The sequence below is a fragment of the Stenotrophomonas sp. EMP41 genome, from assembly GCF_047495535.1.
GTDB classification, from domain to species: Bacteria; Pseudomonadota; Gammaproteobacteria; order Xanthomonadales; family Xanthomonadaceae; genus Stenotrophomonas; species Stenotrophomonas sepilia.
In genome coordinates this window covers 1,092,046-1,109,793 of record NZ_CP179923.1, presented here as the reverse complement: position 1 = coordinate 1,109,793, position 17,748 = coordinate 1,092,046, and the positions used below count along the sequence as shown (strand labels likewise).

Here is a 17,748-nt window from a genome sequence, read left to right as displayed (position 1 = left end):
GGGCGGTTCCGCTCCTGCTCGTTGCCGTGCCCATGGATATCGTCGTCAAAGAAGAACTCAAGGCCTACATCGACCCGCTGACTGCGGACGAACATGACGCGCTGGAGCGCAGCATCCTGGCCGAAGGCTGCCGCGATGCGCTGGTGCTGTGGGGTAATGTGCTGGTCGATGGTCACAACCGTTTCGGCATCTGCCAGAAGCATGGCCTGCCCTTCAACACCGTGCAGAACACGCGCTTCCAGAGCATGGAAGACGTGCACCTGTGGATGATCGAGCAGCATCTGGGCCGCCGCAGCGTGTCCGACTTCCAGCGTGGTGTGCTGGCACTGCGCAAGCGCGACATCCTGGCCGCCCGCAAGCAGGTCGAGCAGGCGCAGCTGCAGCGCGAAAGCGACGGTATCGCCGAGATTGCCGATGAGGCGGGCGAGGACAGCCCGCCGTGGGAGCCGGCACCGAAGCTCAGCCGCGCCGAGCTGGCCCGCGAGGCCAAGCTGAGTACCAGCCAGGTCGGCATGATCGAGCGCATCCACGCCCAGGCTGCACCCGAAGTGGTGGAGGCGGTGAAGGCCGGCGTGATCTCGATCAGCGCCGCTGCGGCCGTGGCCGACCTGCCCGAAGAGGAGCAGCGGGCCGCCGCCGCCGGTGGCAAGGACGAGCTGAAGCAGGCGGCCAAGCGCGTGCGCGAATCCAAGCGCAAGCCGCGCGCACCGAAGCCGGACGCGGCCGAGATGGACTTCGAGGAGCCCGGCGAGGACGAGATCGCCAGCCGCGACGCCGAAGTACTGTTGGCACTGGAACAGCTGGGCGAGGATGCCCCGGCACTGCGCCGCCGCGTGGTCGCGTTGACCCGCGAGAACGACACTCTGCGCGCGCAGCTGGCCGCGCTGCGCAAGCAGCTGGAAGCACTCTGAACCAGCGGGTAGTGCCGGCCGCTGGCCGGCACCCCCATGAATCTTCCGCAAGCGTTGCGGATGCCGGCCAGCGGCCGGCACTACCAGATGCTCATGCCGTGCCGGTTAGACTTCCGGCATGACGCCTGCCCACGATCCGCGCCGCGCCCAGCTGCGGCGCCTGAAAGCCCTCGCACTGGGCCTGCTGCTGTTGATGCTGGCCGGTTTCGCGATCAGCCATTGGCACGGCGAACGCGGCATCTGGGCCTGGGTTTCGGCTTTCTGCGAGGCTGCTGCGGTCGGCGCGCTGGCCGACTGGTTCGCGGTCGTTGCGCTGTTCCGGCGGCCAATGGGCCTGCCGATTCCGCACACCGCGATCATTCCGCGCAGCAAGGAGCGCATCGGCGACAGCCTGGCGCTGTTCGTGCGCGACCAGTTCCTGGAACCGGGTGTGCTGCTGGCCAAGCTGCAGGTGTTCGATCCGGCCAGCCGCCTCGGTAGCTGGCTGGCCGACCCGGCACGCTCGCGGATGCTGGCCGACATGGCCCGCGGCTGGGCGCTGCAGGCACTGGATTTCTTCGACGAAACCGCGGTGCGGCGGCAACTGCATGCCTTCGTGGTGCAGCAGCTGCGGCAGTGGAATGCCGCTGCCACCGCCGGTGAACTGCTGGCCCTGCTGACCGCCGATGGACGCCACCAGCGCGTGCTGGACGAGGGCCTGCAGCGCTTGGGACGCTGGCTGGAGCAGCCGGAGGTGAAGGAGCGCGCCTCGCAGCTGATCGTGCGCTACATCCAGCGCGAATGGCCGACGCTGTCGAGCACGGTGAACTGGGTCAAGCCGATCGACGAGATCGGCGACAGCCTGGCCGAACGCCTGGCGCGGGCGGTACTGGAAGAACTGCAACAGGTGCTGGCCGAGCCGCAGCATCCGCTGCGCCAGGACTATGAGACCTGGCTGCAGAACTACGTGCAGCGCCTGCGCGAAGACCCGGCACTGGCCGAGCGCATCGAACAGCTCAAGCAGGACATGATCGACCACCCCGCCCTGCAGGACTACGTGCAGGGGCTGTGGGCGCGCATCCATGCCAGCCTGCGCGCCGACCTGCAACGCGAGGACTCGGCGCTGGTCGGCCACCTGCAGCGCAGCCTGGCGTCGCTGGGCAGCAGCCTGCAGGCCGACCCGGCCCTGCGCGAGGCCCTCAACCAGCACCTGCTGGAAGGTGCGCAGCGCCTGACCGGGCGCCTGCGCGAGGGCGTGACCACGCATATCGCGCAGACCGTGAAGGGCTGGGACGAGCGGCACCTGGTCGAGCAACTGGAACTGAGCGTGGGTCGCGACCTGCAGTTCATCCGCTTCAATGGCACCCTGGTGGGCGGGTTGATCGGCCTGCTGCTGCATGCGGCAACCGTGGTGTCCAGGTTCTAGCCCCGGCCAATGCCCACGATCAGCACGCTTGATTCATAAAATGCGAATACATATCATTTACTGATCGGTTGTACGCTTAGCCAAACGGGCACGAAGACGCGCCCATCGCCCGCGTACTTCCCCGACCTCTGGGCTGCCCGTCTGCGCGGGCAGTGCTTCGTCGATGGGACACGCTGGGCGACATGCGCAGGGCGCAAGGGGGCCGCGGACGCGTTCCATCCCTTCTCCTACCTGCAGGAACGCCGTGGACCGCTCGCCCACACCCGCCAGCCCCCGCACCTTGTTCTCCAACCCGCGCTGGGGCGTGCTGTCGCGCTCTTTGGCCGCGATTTTCGGCGGCTATGCGCTGGCCTCGATGACCAGCGTGTTCTGCGCGGTGGCATTGCCCGGCGCGCGCGGCCAGACCGTGCTGACCGGCATGCTGCTGGCCATTCTGGTGGCTGCCTGCGCGGCGCTGTGGGCCTTTGCCACCCGCAGCGCGCTGCGCGCCTGGGTCGGCATCCTCGCCCCCGCCCTGCTGATGGCGGCGGTCGCGCGCCTGTTGGGAGCCTGGGCATGAAGAACGGATTCCGCCAGTCGATGGCCTGGCTGCATACCTGGACTGGCCTGCTGGTCGGCTGGTTGCTGCTGCTGATCTTCATGGCCGGCACCGCCAGCTACTATCGGGAGGAAATCAGCCGCTGGATGCGCCCGGAGCTGCCGTCCAGCAACGTCAGCATCGACGTGGCCGCGCAGCGCGCGGTGGCCTACCTGCAGGCCAATGCGAGCCACGCCGAGAACTGGTTCGTCACCCTGCCGCAGCCGCGCAACCCGGCCATGCAGATGTTCTGGCGGCTGCCGCCGGAACTGGCCGACCCCAGTCGTGGCCGTCGCGGTGGCTTCGGCGACGCCACGCTCGACCCGAACACCGGCCAGGCATTGAAGGCGCGCGAGACCCGTGGCGGCGACTTCTTCTACCGCCTGCACTTCGACCTGCACTACATCCCGGTGTACTGGGCGCGCTACCTGGTCGGGTTCTGCGCGATGTTCATGCTGGTGGCGATCATCACCGGCGTCATCACCCACAAGAAAATCTTCAAGGACTTCTTCACCTTCCGCAAGGACAAGGGCCTGCGGTCCTGGCTGGATTTCCACAACGTCAGCGCGGTGATGGCCCTGCCGTACCACGCGATGATCACCTACACCGGCATCGTCACTCTGATGATCATGTACCTGCCGTGGGGGGTGAAAGTCGCCTACCCGCAGGACGAGGAAAAGTTCTTCAGCGAAGCCTTCGGCGGCATGCCGGAGGTGACTGCGCCGGCCCAAGGCCGCGCCACGCCGCTGCCGATCGCACAGCTGCTGGACAGCGCGCGTGCACACTGGCACGGCGTGGAAGTGGCCGGCTTCACCGTGTCCAACCCGGGCGCAGCCAATGCGGTGATCGACATCCGCCAGCGCGACGGCAGGCGTTTGTCCACCGACACCCCGGCGCTGCGCTACAACATGGTCAGCGGTGCGCTGCTGGAAGAGACGCCGCCGTCCGGCGGCGCCACCGCCACCCGTGGCGTGCTGTATGGCCTGCACCTGGCGCGCTTCGCCGACTGGGGCCTGCGCGCACTGTTCTTCCTGTCCGGCCTGGTCGGCTGCCTGATGGTCGCCAGCGGCGTGGTGCTGTGGGCGGTGAAGGAGCGTCCCAAGCATGCCAAGAACGGGCGTACCGGATTCGGCCTGCGCCTGGTCGATGCGTTGAACATCGGCACCGTGGCCGGCCTGCCGATCGCCTTCGCGGCGTACTTCTGGGGCAACCGCCTGCTGCCGCTGCAGATCGCCGAGCGCTCCAGTGCCGAGGCCAACGTGTTCTTCTACGCCTGGGGCGGCGCGCTGCTGGCCGCCTTCATCTGGCCGAAGCGGATGATGTGGGCGTGGCAGCTGTACCTGGGTGCGGCCGCGTTCGCACTGGTGCCGGTGGTCAATGCGCTGACCACGCACGCGCATCTGGGCATCACACTGCGCAGCGGTGACTGGGTACTGGCCGGCGTCGATCTGTCGATGATCGCGTTCGGTGCAATGCTGGCGCTGTGCGGCTGGCGCATGCAGCGCTGGACGCCACCGCTGAGTGCGGCCGAGAAGAAGAAGCGTGCGGCCGCTGCGGCTGCGCCGAAGGCATCGCTGAACACTGCAGAAGCGGCCGAAGCGGAGGCCAGCGCATGATGCTGCTGGCACTGGCACTGTCGTTCTCTGCGTTCACCGCGCTGTCGCTGTCGATGGAAAGGCACCAGCACGACTTGCATGGCAAGGCCGCGGCCGCACCCGCACGGCGGATGCAGTGGCGGGTGCTGGGCTGGGCGCTGCTGACGGCGGCGTTCGCACTGTGCGTGGCCGACCACGGCTGGGCGATGGGCCCGGTGCTGTGGCTGGGGGCAATGACCCTGGCCGGCGTGGCGCTGTCGTTCGGGTTGTATCCGTATCGTCCAACGTGGATTGCGCCGCTGGCGATCGCGCTGCCGGTGCTGGGGTTGGTGCTGGAGTTGCTGTAGCCGCAGGACGGGGACGGCGGCATCAACGCATGGCGTGGATCTACAGGCCCAATGGGGTAGTGCCGGCCGCTGGCCCGCATCCCGCGGACCTTCCACGGTTCTGACGCAGTTGCCGGCCAGCGGCCGGCACTACCGGGCTTACCCCAACCGCTTCAGTTCCCATGCGCGGTGGATGCGCGCGTTGCGCTCGAAATCCGGACCAATCGTGCGTGCAGTGATCTCGCGGCACTGGGCGAACTCGGCGATGGCGTTCTCTTCCAGCTTGAAGCGGCGGAAGTTGTTGGAGAAGTACAGCACGCCACCCGGTGCCAGCCGCGCCACCGCCGCACGCAGCAGCTTCAGTTGTTCGCGCTGCACATCGAAGTCATCGGCGCGTGCGGAGTTGGAGAAGGTCGGCGGGTCACAGAAGATCACGTCGTACTGTCCACGGTCGCCTTCCAGCCAGGCCATCGCGTCGGCCTGGACCAGCAGGTGCTGGTTGCCCCCCTGCCCGTTCAGCGCCAGGTTGTCGTAGCACCACTGCAGGTAGGTAGCCGACAGGTCGACGCTGGTGGTGCTGGCGGCACCCGCCACGGCGGCCTGCACGCTGGCCACGCCGGTGTAGCAGAACAGGTTCAGGAAACGCTTGCCACGCACCTGCTCGGCCATCATCCGGCGCAGCGGGCGGTGGTCAAGGAACAGGCCGGTATCCAGGTAATCGAACAGGTTCACCTGCAGCAGCGCGTTGTTCTCGCGCACCACGATGAACTCGTCGCGCTGCTCGAAGCGGCCGTACTTGCTGCCGCCCTTGCCGCGCTCGCGCGATTTCATCGACACCTGCTCCGGCGGCACGCCGAATACTTCGCGCGCGGCGGCCAGCAGCTCATTGCGGCGGCGGCGCACGTCGTTCTCCGGAATCGCTGCCGGTGCCGCATATTCCTGCACATGCAGGAAGGTACGCCGCCTGCCACCCTCTTCCTCGTAGACGTCGATGGCCGCCGCGTACTCCGGCAGGTCGGCGTCGTAGGCGCGGAAGCAGGTGATGTCCTCGCGGGCACGCCAGCTCTTGAACTTCTTCAGGTTCTTGCGCAGGCGGTTGGCCACCATCTGCGCGCCTTCGCTCAGCTCGCGGGGCTGTGCCGGATCACGGCCCGGCACAGCGATCGGATCGCAGACGATCAGCGCGCATTCCAGCGCACCGTTGAACATCTGGTACTTCTTGCTGGCGCGCAGGCCGGTAGCGAAGGCCAGTTCGTCATTGCCACACAGCAGGCTGGCGCGCCACTGCGGCACCGCCTTCTGCAAGGCATTGCCCAGTGCGCGGTACAACGCCGGATCGGCGGCCAGGCGCTCGTCGTACGGTGGGTTGCAGACCACCGCTCCGATCTCCTGTTCGGGCGCGGCCAGGTCGGCGACATCGGCGCGGGTGAAGCGGATCGCGTGGGCGACGCCGGCGACCTCGGCATTCTCGCGGGCCGCCTGGATCGCGGCCGGGTCGATGTCGCTGCCGTGGATGACCGGCTTCAGCGCGGCCAGGCCGGCCGCTTCGCGCTCACGTGCTTCGCTCTGGATGGACTTCCAGGCCGTCTTGTCGAAGCCCAGCCAACGGCTCGGCGGCAGGCTGCCATGCCGCATCAGGCCGGGGGCAACGTCGGCGGCCATCAGTGCGCCTTCGATCAGCAGCGTGCCGCTGCCACACATCGGGTCCAGCAGGCCACCGCCGGCGGCATGCAGGCGCGGCCATTGCGCGCGCAGCAGCAGCGCGGCGGCCAGGTTTTCCTTGAGCGGCGCCTCGTGGGCGGCACCGCGCCAGCCACGGCGATGCAGCGGGCCACCGCCGAGGTCGATCGACAGCGAGGCGCGGCCCTTGCGCAGCGAGAGGTTGACGCGCACGTCGGGCAGATCGGTGTTGACCGAGGGCCGCTCCAGGCCTTCGTCGCGCATGCGGTCGACGATCGCATCCTTGATCCGCTGCGCGGCAAAGCGTGCATGGGTGATCTTGTCGCCGGACACGTGCGCATCCACCGCCAGGGTCATCTCCGGCGAGATGTGCTCGTGCCACGGCAGTGCACGCACGCCGTCATACAGGGCCTGCTCGTCCGGGCAGTCGAACTCGTCGATCGGCCACACCACCCGGCTGGCCAGGCGCGACCACATCACGATCCGCAGCGCCTGCGCCAGTTCGCCCTCGGCGTTGACGCCGGCAATGGTGGCGGTGGCCTTGCCAAGGCCCAGGGCCGACAGTTCATCGGCAAGCAGGTATTCCAGGCCCTTGGCGCAGGAGACGAAGAATTTCACGGGATCGGTTCGCAGGTGGTCGGGCGCGGCACAGGGGCCGGGCCGGTCGGAAAGGAGGGCCGTAGGCACGGCCGGCAAGCCCGCGCCGGGGGCGGCGGGGCTGCCATTGTAGTCAATGCGGGCGGGCGCGCCGTGCGCCCCGGCTTCACAGTTGCCGCAGCAGGCGCTCGAAGGCCTGCGCGGAAGCGTCCACGTGGCGCTCCAGGCGGTGGCCATCGTCAACCAGCAGCAACTGCGCCGAACGCGCCTGCGCCCAGGCAATCACGCCGGCAGCCGGCACTACATCGTCATGCCAGGCCTGCACCACCGTGGTCGGCACCGCAGCGGCGTCCAGCGCCGGCATCGGGCCCATGGTGGTCGGCGGCACCATCAGGAACAGGCCGGCGACCGGCACCTGCAGCGAGGCGATGGCGGAGATGTAGGCGCCCAGGCTGGAGCCGGCCAGCACCACCGGCCCCTGACGGGCAGCGATGGCGGCGCGTTCAACCAGACGGCGCAGGCGGGTCGGCACGTCGCCCACCCGGCTGACCTCGCTCATCGCATCCAGGTCGGTGTAGTCGGGGCGCTCGTGGGTCCAGCCCAGGCGTTGCGCCACCTCGGCCAGCGCGGTGACCTTGGTCGCCTCCGGGCCGCTCTCGAAGCCATGGGAGAGGATGCAGTGGCCGCGGCTCATGCGCGTGCTCCGTGGGCGCGGGCCGACGAGGAAAGGGAAGGCAGGTTCATGCCGCAATGCTAGCATCGCCGGATGCCCAACCCGCTCCTGCCCGGCCTGCAGCTGCAGCCCCTGCCCTATCACGACCGACTGCCGCTGCGGGATCCCGCCTCGCTGGAAATGGTGGTGATCCACTGCACCGAGCTGCCCGATCTGGCGATGGCCCGCGAGTACGGCGAGCGCGTGCTGTACGACAGCGGCGCCGGCAACAGCGGGCACTTCTACATCGACCGCGATGGCAGCGTAGTGCAGTACGTGGCGCCGGAACGCGTGGCCCATCACGTGCGCGGCATGAACGCGCATACGCTGGGCATCGAGCTGGTCAACCGCGGGCGCTATCCGGACTGGTTCGACAGCCGCCACCAGGCGATGGACGAGGCGTACACCGAGCCACAGCTGGAAGCGCTGGAGCGGCTGCTGCTGGCGCTGGCGGTGCGCTATCCGTCCTTGCGGCGGATCGCAGGGCACGACCAGCTGGATCTGGAGCAGGTGCCGGCCAGCGATGATCCGACGCTGAGGGTGGCACGCAAGCGCGATCCGGGGCCCTTGTTCCCGTGGGCGCGGGTGCTGGCGAAGGTGCCGCTGCAGGGGTTGGAGTAAGCAGCAGGGCTGCGCCCTGCACCCGCAGAGGCAACGGCAACGTCAACGGCAACGGCAACGTCAACGTCAACGTCAAACTCTGGCATTCCGTGGGATGGCGGGGTGGGTCCGGTTGCGGGGGACGCCGTGAACCCGTCCACGGGGGCTTGGGCGCGGCATCCATGCCGCGGACTGATCTGGCCCCCCGCAACCGGACCCACCCCGCCTTCGACAGTTTCCCGCTGCTGTTGGTGGGTGTCGACCTTGGTCGGCACGGGGTCGGATCCCGTTGCCACGCAACGGGCTCTGACCCACGATTTACGCTCGATGGAGTCAGAGCCGTTTTCCGTTGGAAAACGGATCCGACCCCGCGCTTCTCAGGTGCCGGTCGCCACCGGGCGGCTGCTGTCGCTCACCCACCCACTCCACGAATTGGTGGGTGTCGACCTTGGTCGGCACGGGGTCGGATCCCGTTGCCACGCAACGGGCTCTGACCCACGATTTACGCTCGATGGAGTCAAAGCCGTTTTCCGTTGGAAAACGGATCCGACCCCGCGCTTCTCAGGTGCCGGTCGCCACCGGGCGGCTGCTGTCGCTCACCCAACCGCTCCAGGAGTCGGCGTAGATGCGTGCGCCGCTCAGGCCTGCGCTTTCCATCGCCAGCAGCAGGTGGCAGGCGGTCACGCCGGAACCGCACATCAGCACCACCTGCTGCGGATCGCGGTTGCCGATCACGCCCTGCAGTTCGGCGCGCAACTCCTGTGCGTCGCGCAGGCGGCCGTCGAGCACGTTCAGTGCAAACGGGCGGTTGACCGCGCCCGGCACATGCCCGGCCACCGGGTCCAGCGGCTCCACTTCACCACGGAAGCGTTCACCCGCGCGCGCGTCGACCAGCCAGCCCGGCGCATGCTTCAGCCGCGCGGTGATTTCATCGGCGTTGGCGATCTGGGTGGTGTCGAAACGGCCCGGGTAGGCCGGCAGCGACGCGACCATGCCCTGCCCGGCTGCCAAGGGATGACCTGCGGCCTGCCAGGCGGCAATGCCGCCGTCGAGTACGGCCACCCGGGTGTGCCCGATCAGGCGCAGCAGCCACCACAGGCGCGAGGCGGCCATGCTGCCGTCGCTGCCATCGTAGACCACGACCTGGGTGTCGGGGCCGATGCCCCACTGCCCCAGCGTCGCGGCAAAGGCATCGCTGTCCGGCAATGGATGGCGACCATGGCCGACGCGGCTGAGATCGGACAGGTCACGATTCAGATCGGCATACACCGCACCCGGGATATGACCTGCCAGGTACTGGCCGCTGCCCGCCTGTGGATCGGCCAGCGAGGAACGCGCATCAACCACGCGCACGGCGGTGCTGGCGGTGGCACGCGCATCGACCACGTGTACGCCTTCGCCCAGTGCAGCGGCCAGGGTGTCGACATCGACCAGGGTGGTCCACGGCTGCTTGATCGGGTTCATTGCACTTGCTCCAGGCGGCGACGCAGGTTGTAGAGGATGGCCGCGGTCGCGCCCCAGATGCGCTGGCCGGGCCAGCCATACTCAAGAACGTGGCGGACGCGGCCGCGATGATTGATTTCGACCTGGCGCAGGCTGTCAGGGGCCATCAGGTAGTCCAGCGGCACCTCGAACACTTCGGCCACTTCGCTGGGCTGCGGCACCGGCACGAACTCCGGATCGACCACCGCCACCACCGGCGTGACGCGGTAGCCGGTGATGGTGACGAAGGGATCGAGATACCCCAGCGCCTGCACCTGGCCGGGCGCCAATGCGATTTCTTCCTGGCTCTCGCGCAGCGCGGCCGCCAGCGCGTCGCGGTCATCGGGTTCGGTGCGGCCGCCGGGGAATCCGACCTGGCCACCATGGGTGCGCAGTGTTTCGGTGCGACGGGTGAGGATCACCTGTGCACCGTTGGCGCGCGGCACGATGCCGGCCAGCACCGCAGCCTCCACCGGAGGCCCGGGCGGCAGCAGATCGACCAGCTCACTGCGGTTCCAGCCGTCGCCGGCAGGTGGGTGGGCCAAGGGGTGCAGCGCGCGCATCAGTCGTTCGTGGTCGGCCAGCGAGCCGCGCAGGGAGTGCTGCAGTTGTTCGCGCAGGGGCTGCACGCGATGCAGGATGCGGCTGCGTTCCTCGTTGCTCATCGACGACCACCGCGCGATCTCATCGATATGCCGCCCGCAGCCGGCGCATTGCCGGTCCGGATCCAGCGTGCACACTCCGATGCAGGGACTTGCGACAACACGCGCCGTTTCTTCCATTGTTTGCACCCGCCAACAGTAGCGCGATCGGGCTGAATTTGCGCGGGTGGCCCGGCCGGACGATAGTCGACTGTCAGTCGACTCGCGCGCGCAGCGGGCGTTTCCCCGATGTGACCCAAGAGCAGTCGACTGACAGTCGACTCTACCGTCAGGTACTGCGCAAACAAAAACGCGCCGGTGGGGTCACCGGCGCGTTTGGTTTGCTGCTTCGATTTACTTGACGCTGACCAGCTTGATCTCGAACTGCACAGCCACGTTCGGCGGGAACGGGGTGCGCGGATCGGCACCGTAGGCCTGGTCCGGCGGCAGGGTGACTTCCCACTTCGAGCCTGCCGGCATCTGCAGCAGGGTCTCGCGCATGGCCTTCATTTCGACTTCGCTGACCTTGATCGACGGGATCTGCTGGGCCGGGCGGGCTTCGGTCGGGCGCTGGCCGTACGGGAACGGACCGGCCACTTCCAGCTGCACAGTGCTGGCCTGGGTCGGCTTGGCACCCTTGCCGGCTTCGATCACGCGGTACTGGACGCCGCTCGGCAGGGACTGCACGCCGGCCTTGGCCTTGTTCGCCGCGATGAACTGGTCGCTCTTGGTCTTGTTTTCGGCAGCCGCCTTTTCGTACTCGGCCTTGGCGGCCTGGGCACGGCCCTGCTCGCGCTTCTGGAACGCTTCAACGGCCGGCTTCAGCTGCTCGGCGGTGATCGCCGGCTGCTTCTTGGCGTAGGCATCCTGCAGGCCCTTCACCACCGAGTTGATGTCCAGCTGCTCACCACGACCGGTCAGCTCCGCCAGGTTGTTGCCGTAGTCGTAACCGAAGTAGTAGCTCAGCTTGCCCTTTTCGGACGAGACGTCCTGGGCGAAGGCATTGCCCGTCAGGGCCAGGGCCGCGACGGCGACCGCGATAGAACGCAACTTCATCAAACAGTTCTCCAGGGGTGGTAACTCAGGGACGTTCTGCGCCGCCCTGAGGCGACGGGTTAGGATAACGGGCGCAACGTGTAACCGCTACTCACGATGCAGGCTATGACCCGTCTGCGTTTGCAGAGTTCAATATCACTTTTTTTTAACGTTCCAGGAGTTTCCCCGTGGCCGATGCCCTGATCGCTGTCGCTGACGACGGCGCCATCCGCACCGTGACCGTCCAGCGCCCGGACAAGCTCAATGCCCTCAACGCCGCGACCCTGCAGGCCCTGGCCGATGCCTTCAGGGACGCCGCCGCCGATCCGGAGGTGCGCGTCGTGGTATTGACCGGGGCGGGCCCCAAGGCGTTTGTGGCCGGTGCCGACATCGCGGAAATGAACACTCTCAGCGCCGTTCAGGGACGTGATTTCTCGCTGCTGGGCCAGGCGCTGATGCGCCAGATCGAACGCATGCCCAAGCCGGTCATCGCACGCGTGAATGGTTTCGCACTGGGCGGTGGCCTGGAACTGGCGATGGCCTGCCACCTGCGCATCGCCGCGGATACCGCCAAGGTCGGCCAACCGGAAATCAACCTGGGCCTGATCCCCGGCTTCGGCGGCAGCCAGCGCCTGCTGCGCCTGTGCGGCCGCGCCGCCACCCTGGAGCTGTGCATGCTGGGGGCGCCGATCAACGCCGCGCGTGCGCTGGAACTGGGCATCGTCAACCAAGTCGTGCCGGCCGACGCGTTGGACAACCGCGTGCAGGACGTCGCCCGCCAGCTGGCGCGCTCGGCGCCGCTGGCCCTGCGTGGCCTGCTCGACGCGGTGCACGTGGGCGGCGAATGCAGCCTGGAGGCCGGGCTGGAATACGAAAGTGCGCAGTTCGGCCTGCTGTTCGCCACCGAGGACATGCGCGAAGGCACCAGCGCCTTCCTGCAACGCCGCGCGCCGGCCTTCCAGAACCGCTGACGCCATGGCATCCCGACCCAACCCCGTGCAGTTGTTCGCCCGGGTCCAGGCAGACGATCTCGATGGCGCCCTGCAGGCCGGGCTGATGGACTACGCCGTCCGTGCCGGCGACGACCGGTTGCTGCCCGACCACCCCGACCTTCCGCAACGCCTGTGCCAGGCCCAGCAGCAACTGCACGCGGCCTGGGCTGCACGCGAACGCTACCGCGCCCGTGCGGTGCGCCTGGCCCGCCGCGAGGCCGAGCGCGATGCACGTCGCACCCCGGCACCCGCCCCGGACGTGAAGCCCGCCCTGCCCGCTGCGGCAGCCGCGATTCTGGCCCGGGCCAAGGCCCGCGCCCGCGGCAAGGAACAGTGATGGCCACCACGAAGAAGACCGCACGCGCCCCGGCGCGGCGTGGCGGCACGATGCCGCGCGCCGACGTGGTGGAGATGTTCACCCGCCTGCGCGAACTCAACCCGCACCCGAAGACCGAACTGGAGTACAGCTCGCCGTTCGAGCTGCTGGTAGCGGTGGCGTTGTCGGCGCAGGCCACCGACGTCGGCGTCAACAAGGCCACGCGCCGACTGTTCCCGGTCGCCAACACGCCGGCGAAGATCCTTGCGCTCGGCGAGGATGGCCTGAAGCCGTACATCGCCACCATCGGGCTGTTCAACGCCAAGGCAAAGAACGTGATCGCCACCTGCGCGATCCTGCTGGAGAAGCATGGCGGTGAAGTGCCGCGCGATCGCGAAGCGCTGGAAGCGCTGCCGGGTGTCGGGCGCAAGACCGCCAACGTGGTGCTCAACACCGCGTTCGGCGAGCCGGTAATGGCGGTGGACACGCATATCTTCCGCGTCGCCAACCGCACAGGACTGGCGCCGGGCAATAACGTGCGCGAAGTGGAAGACAAGCTGGTGAGGGTGATTCCGGCCGAGTTCCTGCTCGACGCACATCACTGGCTGATCCTGCACGGGCGTTATGTGTGCAAGGCGCGCAAGCCGGATTGCCCGGGCTGCGTGATCGCCGACCTGTGCCGGTTCAAGGATAAGACCACGGCCGAGTGACGGCAGCATCCACGCAGGGCGTGGATCTACTGCAACCGGGTCGCAATCCGGGCGTCATACGCAAGCGGTTTCAATGGCAGGCCCTGCCGTGACGGGGCCTGCGGCGGATGTCTGCCGCGCGTGAACTGTCACATTTACGCAATCTTTACCTTCTAGCCTGCGCGCATCTTCCCACCTGCCTGCAAGGCTCCTCTCCATGAAACTGCATCACCAACTCCTGACGGTGGCCGTGGCTGCTGCGCTGTATGTGCCGGCTGCACACGCCGAAGTCGCCATCGACGTGATCGGCGGTTCGGAAATCACCTTCGAAGGCCTGGTCCAGGCCGACGGCAACTGGTTCCACAACGATGTGGTCGACCTCAACGGTGGCGACGCCGGCAACGGCAAGAACAGCGAATTCGAACTGCGTCGCGCCGAGCTGGTGCTGAAGGGCAAGGGCCCGGGCAACGTGGAGTGGGTGGTCGGCTATGACGCCAAGGCCGACAAGTTCCTCGACACCAACGTGAAGTACAAGCTGCTGGGCAACGCCAACCACTTCCTGCAGCTGGGCCAGTTCAAGCAGCCCAACAGCCTGGAAGAACTGTCCAGCACCAAGAACAACGATTTCATTTCCAAGGCAGCGGTCACCAATACCTATGCCATCGCCCGCCGCCTGGGCGGCGCGTACAGCTACGGCCAGGACAACTGGTCGGTGACCGCCAGCGCCTTCGGCCGCGAGCTGACCCGCAACCTGGCCCACGGCAGCGGCTACGGCGCGCGTGGCACCTGGGCCCCGATCAATGAAAAGGGCCAGGTCCTGCACTTCGGCCTGAGCTACGTCAACTACGACGCCGACGCCGACACCCTGCGCGTGCGTGCGCGTCCGAATGCCGACCTCGCCACTGCCCGCCTGGTCGACAGCGGCAACCTGACCGACACCGACCGCGTCAGCACCATCGGTGCCGAAGCGATGTACTTCCAGGGTCCCTTCAAGGCCCAGGCCGAGTACTACACCAGCAAGGCCAAGCGCTACGACCACGACAACTACACCAGCGACGGCTACTACATCAGCGGCGTGTGGAACGTGACCGGCGAGACCTGGAGCTACAAGGGCGGCACTCCGGGCACCGGCCTGCCGAACAACCCGGCCGGCGGCCAGTGGCAGCTGGGCGTGCGCTACGACCACATGGACCTCAATGACGGCAACCTCGCCGCCAACCCGGTCGCCGGTCGCCCGCCGATCGTCGATGGCGTGCTGGGTGGCAAGATGGACATCTGGACCGTGGGCGCCAACTGGTATCTGCGTTCCAACTTCAAGCTGATGCTCAACTACGTGATGGTCGACAGCAAGAAGTACAGCTCCACGGCGCGCGGTTTCGTCAACGACGATCCCAACATCCTGGAAGCCCGCGCGCAGTTCTTCTGGTAAGTCCAGCCGCCTGCGTTGAACCGCGAAGGCACGGCCCCGGCCGTGCCTTCGTCGTTGAGTGGTACCCGTGCCGCCCTGCCGGCGCAGCGGACGTGACATCCCTCATGACGCGTGTCACGCCCGCGTCATATGACAGACGCGGACGTGTCACGCAACCGTTATGGAATGTGCACCGAAACGTCGGGCAACCGCCCTTCGACCACCACCCCAGGAGTCTCCCCGTGATCCACGCCTTCAAATCGCGCGCCGCTGTCGCCATCCTGGCTGCATCGTCCGTGTTCGCCGCCAACGCCGCCGACATCACCGGCGCGGGCGCATCGTTCATCTACCCGGTCATGTCCAAGTGGTCGGCCGACTACAGCGCCGCAACCGGCAACAAGGTCAACTACCAGTCCATCGGTTCCGGCGGCGGTATTGCCCAGATCAAGGCCAAGACCGTTGATTTCGGCTCTTCCGATGCGCCGCTGAAGCCGGAAGACCTGGCTGCTGCAGGCCTGGCGCAGTTCCCGTCGGTGATCGGCGGCGTGGTGCCGGTGGTCAACGTGGCCGGCATCGCCCCGGGCGCGCTGAAGCTGGACGGCGCGGTGCTGGCCAACATCTTCCTGGGCAAGATCAAGACCTGGAACGACCCGGCCATCGCCGCACTGAACCCGGGCGTGACCCTGCCCAACGCCAAGGTCACCGTCGTGCATCGTTCGGACGGCTCGGGCACCACCTTCAACTTCGTCAACTACCTGTCCAAGGTCAGCCCGGAGTGGAAGAGCTCGGTCGGTGAAGGCACCTCGGTGCAGTGGCCGGCCGGCATCGGCGGCAAGGGCAACGAAGGTGTTGCCGCCTATGTGAAGCAGATCAAGGGCGGCATCGGCTACGTCGAACTGTCCTACGCGCTGCAGAACAAGCTCTCCTACACCGCGATGAAGAATGCCGCCGGCAAGTTCGTGCAGCCGAGCGACACCTCGTTCGCTGCCGCCGCTGCCAGCGCCGACTGGGCCAGCGCCCGCGACTTCTACCTGGTGATGACCAATGCGCCGGGCGCCGAGTCCTGGCCGATCACCGCCACCAACTTCATCCTGGTGCAGAAGACGCCGAAAAATGCTGCCAATGGCAAGGCGACCCAGGAGTTCTTCCGCTGGGTCTACAAGAACGGCGACGCCCAGGCCCGCCAGCTGGACTACGTGCCGCTGCCGGACAGCCTGGTCCGCCAGATCGAGACCTACTGGTCGCAGAACCTGAAGTAAGCGCGTTCCCCCGCAGGAACGGGGGCGGCGGGTCCTCTCTCCCCCGCCGCTCCCACCCGGGCGCGAGATCCTCGAGATCTCGCGCTCTTCTTGTTTTCGGGGATACACCTGCCTCTGTAGAGCCGAGCCACGCTCGGCTGCGCTCTGGAGCGTGCGGACCAACGGTCCGCAGCTACCGAGGGCAGGGAACAGCCGGGCGGGCTCGGCTCTGCCTTGCACCAGCCGTCATATCAGTGCGCAGATCCGGGGTTTCCGGGCCCCGGCCGGATCGGCGCCAACCCTGTGAAACCCTTGTCAGAACGTGATCCAGGACACCTCTGTCATGGTCGTAATACGGCTGTAACAAAAACATCATTTCATAGCCGCATCCGCCGACCACGTCGGCTCTTCCCCGCTATGGAGTGACCATGAAACTGCACTCGGCCGGCCTTGCCGCCCTTTCCCTGGCCATCGCCCTGGGCCTGTCGGCCTGCGGTGGCGACAAGCAGGCCGCGCAGCAGCCGGCTGCCGACGCTGCCGCTGCCCCCGCCGCTGCCGGTGCCAAGGTGACCGCCGAAGTGTCCGGCGCGGGCGCGTCCTTCATCTTCCCGCTGGTCTCCAAGTGGTCGGCTGACTACAACGCCAGCACCGGCGCCAAGATCAACTACCAGTCGATCGGCTCCGGCGGCGGCATCGCCCAGATCAAGGCCGGCACCGTCGACTTCGGTTCGTCCGACAAGCCGCTGAGCAGCGAGGAGCTGGCCCAGGCCGGCCTGGCGCAGTTCCCGTCGGCCATCGGCGGCGTGGTGCCGGTGGTCAACATCGAAGGCCTGGAAGCCGGCAAGCTGCGCCTGAGCGGCGCCCTGCTGGCCGACATCTTCCTGGGCAAGGTCAAGACCTGGAACGACCCGGCGATCGTCGCCGCCAACCCGGGCGTGAAGCTGCCGGACGGCAAGATCACTCTGGTCCATCGTTCGGACGGTTCGGGCACCACCTTCAACTTCTCCAACTACCTGTCCAAGGTCAGCCCGGAGTGGAAGAGCAAGGTCGGCGAAGGCACCTCGGTGCAGTGGCCGGACGGCGTCGGTGGCAAGGGCAATGAAGGCGTTGCGTCCTACGTGAAGCAGATCAAGGGCTCGATCGGCTACGTCGAACTGGCCTATGCCCTGCAGAACGGCATGCCGTACACCGCCATGCAGAACGCCGCCGGCAACTGGGTCGAGCCGAGCGCGGAAACCTTCGCCGCGGCGGCCGCCAGCGCCGATTGGGCCAGCGCCAAGGACTTCAACCTGGTCATCACCAATGCTCCGGGCGAGCAGGCGTGGCCGATCACCGCCACCAACTTCATGCTGATGCAGAAGCAGCCGAAGGATGCCAAGCGCAACCAGGACACCCTGGCCTTCTTCAAGTGGGCCTTCGAGAACGGCCAGGCCCAGGCCAACGAGCTGCACTACGTGCCACTGCCGGCCGAACTGGTCAAGCAGATCGAGGCCTACTGGGCGACCGACCTGAAGTGATGGACTCGACGGTGCCCGCCCCGCGCG

General features: G+C 67.5%; 17 protein-coding genes. 12 read left to right on the top strand and 5 right to left on the bottom strand.

Features of this window, described 5'->3' with window-relative positions; genetic code table 11:
* The first annotated feature begins 32 nt into the window (after nt 1-32).
* The 5 genes from ACMGRF_RS05030 (at nt 33) to ACMGRF_RS05010 (ending at nt 4,835) form a co-directional block, all read left to right on the top strand.
* Entirely contained in the window at nt 33-911 is an 879-nt protein-coding gene (locus ACMGRF_RS05030) for a plasmid replication/partition related protein (protein ID WP_049437941.1), read from the top strand.
* 118 nt (nt 912-1,029) lie between these two features.
* Nucleotides 1,030-2,316, top strand: coding sequence for a DUF445 domain-containing protein (locus ACMGRF_RS05025; RefSeq protein ID WP_049416341.1), 1,287 nt, complete (start codon nt 1,030-1,032; stop codon nt 2,314-2,316).
* Between the two features lie 244 nt (nt 2,317-2,560).
* Nucleotides 2,561-2,875: a DUF3649 domain-containing protein gene (locus ACMGRF_RS05020; protein ID WP_049416344.1), complete on the top strand. Its 315-nt coding sequence runs from the start codon at nt 2,561-2,563 to the stop codon at nt 2,873-2,875.
* On the top strand, nt 2,872-4,509 hold the full coding sequence (locus ACMGRF_RS05015) for a PepSY-associated TM helix domain-containing protein (RefSeq protein ID WP_414485688.1): 1,638 nt from the start codon (nt 2,872-2,874) through the stop codon (nt 4,507-4,509). The genes ACMGRF_RS05020 and ACMGRF_RS05015 overlap by 4 nt, the downstream gene beginning before the upstream one ends.
* Nucleotides 4,506-4,835, top strand: coding sequence for a DUF3325 domain-containing protein (locus ACMGRF_RS05010; RefSeq protein WP_049416349.1), 330 nt, complete (start codon nt 4,506-4,508; stop codon nt 4,833-4,835). The genes ACMGRF_RS05015 and ACMGRF_RS05010 overlap by 4 nt, the downstream gene beginning before the upstream one ends.
* 138 nt (nt 4,836-4,973) lie before the next feature.
* On the opposite strand, the gene rlmKL is transcribed toward ACMGRF_RS05010, so the two are convergent.
* A complete protein-coding gene (rlmKL, locus tag ACMGRF_RS05005; RefSeq protein ID WP_414485687.1) occupies nt 4,974-7,112 on the bottom strand; it encodes a bifunctional 23S rRNA (guanine(2069)-N(7))-methyltransferase RlmK/23S rRNA (guanine(2445)-N(2))-methyltransferase RlmL in 2,139 nt (712 codons plus the stop codon).
* Between the two features lie 145 nt (nt 7,113-7,257).
* Nucleotides 7,258-7,785, bottom strand: a complete 528-nt coding sequence (locus tag ACMGRF_RS05000) for an alpha/beta hydrolase (protein WP_049416354.1) — start codon at nt 7,783-7,785, stop codon at nt 7,258-7,260.
* Nucleotides 7,786-7,857: 72 nt separating this feature from the next.
* Between ACMGRF_RS05000 and ACMGRF_RS04995 the strand changes: the two genes are divergently transcribed.
* A complete protein-coding gene (locus ACMGRF_RS04995) occupies nt 7,858-8,424 on the top strand; it encodes an N-acetylmuramoyl-L-alanine amidase (RefSeq protein WP_049416357.1) in 567 nt (188 codons plus the stop codon).
* Between the two features lie 540 nt (nt 8,425-8,964).
* On the opposite strand, the gene ACMGRF_RS04990 is transcribed toward ACMGRF_RS04995, so the two are convergent.
* The 3 genes from ACMGRF_RS04990 to ACMGRF_RS04980 all read right to left on the bottom strand — a co-directional run bounded on the left by ACMGRF_RS04990 (nt 8,965) and on the right by ACMGRF_RS04980 (nt 11,582).
* On the bottom strand, nt 8,965-9,867 hold the full coding sequence (locus ACMGRF_RS04990) for a sulfurtransferase (protein ID WP_414485686.1): 903 nt from the start codon (nt 9,865-9,867) through the stop codon (nt 8,965-8,967).
* On the bottom strand, nt 9,864-10,667 hold the full coding sequence (locus ACMGRF_RS04985) for a CoA pyrophosphatase (protein ID WP_180880786.1): 804 nt from the start codon (nt 10,665-10,667) through the stop codon (nt 9,864-9,866). Before ACMGRF_RS04985 ends, ACMGRF_RS04990 begins: the two co-directional genes overlap by 4 nt.
* A 213-nt stretch (nt 10,668-10,880) precedes the next feature.
* Entirely contained in the window at nt 10,881-11,582 is a 702-nt protein-coding gene (locus ACMGRF_RS04980; protein WP_005408797.1) for an FKBP-type peptidyl-prolyl cis-trans isomerase N-terminal domain-containing protein, read from the bottom strand.
* A 167-nt stretch (nt 11,583-11,749) separates the two neighbouring features.
* Here ACMGRF_RS04980 and ACMGRF_RS04975 point away from each other — a divergent pair, with 167 nt between their 5' ends.
* From ACMGRF_RS04975 to pstS (ACMGRF_RS04950), 6 genes are all read left to right on the top strand, one after another.
* Nucleotides 11,750-12,532: an enoyl-CoA hydratase-related protein gene (locus ACMGRF_RS04975; RefSeq protein ID WP_180880785.1), complete on the top strand. Its 783-nt coding sequence runs from the start codon at nt 11,750-11,752 to the stop codon at nt 12,530-12,532.
* Between the two features lie 4 nt (nt 12,533-12,536).
* The gene (locus ACMGRF_RS04970) at nt 12,537-12,890 is read left to right on the top strand and encodes a hypothetical protein (protein WP_049411258.1); all 354 of its coding nucleotides are present in this window, start codon (nt 12,537-12,539) and stop codon (nt 12,888-12,890) included.
* Nucleotides 12,890-13,579 carry an endonuclease III gene (gene nth / locus ACMGRF_RS04965; protein WP_099488566.1) on the top strand — a complete coding sequence of 230 codons (690 nt, stop codon included), beginning with the start codon at nt 12,890-12,892 and terminating at the stop codon, nt 13,577-13,579. Before ACMGRF_RS04970 ends, nth begins: the two co-directional genes overlap by 1 nt.
* Before the next feature lie 196 nt (nt 13,580-13,775).
* Entirely contained in the window at nt 13,776-14,987 is a 1,212-nt protein-coding gene (locus ACMGRF_RS04960; RefSeq protein WP_049411264.1) for an OprO/OprP family phosphate-selective porin, read from the top strand.
* Between the two features lie 221 nt (nt 14,988-15,208).
* Complete coding sequence (gene pstS / locus ACMGRF_RS04955; RefSeq protein ID WP_019659077.1) at nt 15,209-16,225, top strand: phosphate ABC transporter substrate-binding protein PstS; 1,017 nt, start codon at nt 15,209-15,211, stop codon at nt 16,223-16,225.
* Nucleotides 16,226-16,632: 407 nt separating this feature from the next.
* Nucleotides 16,633-17,721 (top strand): phosphate ABC transporter substrate-binding protein PstS, encoded by a 1,089-nt coding sequence (gene pstS / locus ACMGRF_RS04950; RefSeq protein ID WP_049411267.1) that lies wholly within the window; start codon nt 16,633-16,635, stop codon nt 17,719-17,721.
* The last annotated feature ends 27 nt before the right edge of the window (nt 17,722-17,748 follow it).

Coding starts and splice junctions, on each gene's coding strand:
- ACMGRF_RS05030 (WP_049437941.1), top strand. CDS start 33: ATGGATATCGTCGTCAAAGAAGAACTCAAGGCCTACATCGACCCGCTG.
- ACMGRF_RS05015 (WP_414485688.1), top strand. CDS start 2,872: ATGAAGAACGGATTCCGCCAGTCGATGGCCTGGCTGCATACCTGGACT.
- ACMGRF_RS04970 (WP_049411258.1), top strand. CDS start 12,537: ATGGCATCCCGACCCAACCCCGTGCAGTTGTTCGCCCGGGTCCAGGCA.
- ACMGRF_RS04980 (WP_005408797.1), bottom strand. CDS start 11,582: ATGAAGTTGCGTTCTATCGCGGTCGCCGTCGCGGCCCTGGCCCTGACG.
- ACMGRF_RS04960 (WP_049411264.1), top strand. CDS start 13,776: ATGAAACTGCATCACCAACTCCTGACGGTGGCCGTGGCTGCTGCGCTG.
- ACMGRF_RS05000 (WP_049416354.1), bottom strand. CDS start 7,785: ATGAGCCGCGGCCACTGCATCCTCTCCCATGGCTTCGAGAGCGGCCCG.
- ACMGRF_RS05010 (WP_049416349.1), top strand. CDS start 4,506: ATGATGCTGCTGGCACTGGCACTGTCGTTCTCTGCGTTCACCGCGCTG.
- ACMGRF_RS04990 (WP_414485686.1), bottom strand. CDS start 9,867: ATGAACCCGATCAAGCAGCCGTGGACCACCCTGGTCGATGTCGACACC.
- pstS (WP_049411267.1), top strand. CDS start 16,633: ATGAAACTGCACTCGGCCGGCCTTGCCGCCCTTTCCCTGGCCATCGCC.
- ACMGRF_RS05025 (WP_049416341.1), top strand. CDS start 1,030: ATGACGCCTGCCCACGATCCGCGCCGCGCCCAGCTGCGGCGCCTGAAA.
- ACMGRF_RS04985 (WP_180880786.1), bottom strand. CDS start 10,667: ATGGAAGAAACGGCGCGTGTTGTCGCAAGTCCCTGCATCGGAGTGTGC.
- ACMGRF_RS04995 (WP_049416357.1), top strand. CDS start 7,858: ATGCCCAACCCGCTCCTGCCCGGCCTGCAGCTGCAGCCCCTGCCCTAT.
- nth (WP_099488566.1), top strand. CDS start 12,890: ATGGCCACCACGAAGAAGACCGCACGCGCCCCGGCGCGGCGTGGCGGC.